General features: G+C 28.7%; 2 protein-coding genes. Both read left to right on the top strand.

Translation table 11 applies throughout. The features are described from left to right. Positions 1-65: 65 nt before the first annotated feature. A complete protein-coding gene (locus tag CSUIS19073_RS08265) occupies positions 66-221 on the top strand; it encodes a hypothetical protein (RefSeq protein WP_170017066.1) in 156 nt (51 codons plus the stop codon). Positions 222-361: 140 nt separating this feature from the next. Further along, on the top strand, positions 362-727 hold a 366-nt coding region (locus tag CSUIS19073_RS08260), incomplete at its 3' end, for an antA/AntB antirepressor family protein (RefSeq protein ID WP_337214421.1).

Raw genomic sequence — 727 nt, 5'->3', positions numbered from 1 at the left:
TGAAGATGAGCTATACGACATATTTAATAAAAAATCATAAAATATGTGATAAAAAAGGAGCAAAAATGGCAGAAGAAAAAGAGACAAAAGGTAGCAACCTTATACAAATAAGAGTTAGCGATAAAATGAAAGATGATTTACAAAAAAAAGCTGATGAATTAGGTTTGCCACTTACAACATATGTAGTATTCTTAATAGCACAAGATTTGAAAAAGCCCTAAATTTGGGCTTTACCATAATTTTATGGAAAAGTTATACTATATTTAACATCGTTTTAAAATATTTTTTTACTACATTAATAATATATTAATAATACATATAATATAATTTTATCATATAAACTTACTACAAAGGGTATATGATGAATATAACAATCTACAGCAATCAAAATATAGGTGCTGAAATAAATTCAGTTAATGCTAGAGATTTACACGAGTTTTTAAATTCTGGTCAAGATTATTCTGACTGGATAAAAAATCGTATAAACCAATATGGCTTTACACTAAATCAAGATTATATTATACAAACAGCCTATACAAAAGGCAGACCACGCAAAGAGTATTTTATAACTCTTGATATGGCCAAAGAGCTTTGTATGGTAGAAAATAATGAGCGTGGCAAAGAAGCAAGGCGCTATTTTATAGAGTGCGAAAAAAAGCTAACCCGCCTTAAATCAATAGAACAAACAAACCGCATAGCAAATCTAGAAGCTATCGCTATGAGCAAA

Origin of the sequence: Campylobacter sp. RM19073 (assembly GCF_024723495.1) — a bacterium.
Lineage (GTDB): Bacteria > Campylobacterota > Campylobacteria > Campylobacterales > Campylobacteraceae > Campylobacter > Campylobacter porcelli.
This window is presented reverse-complemented; position numbering and strand designations above follow the sequence as displayed.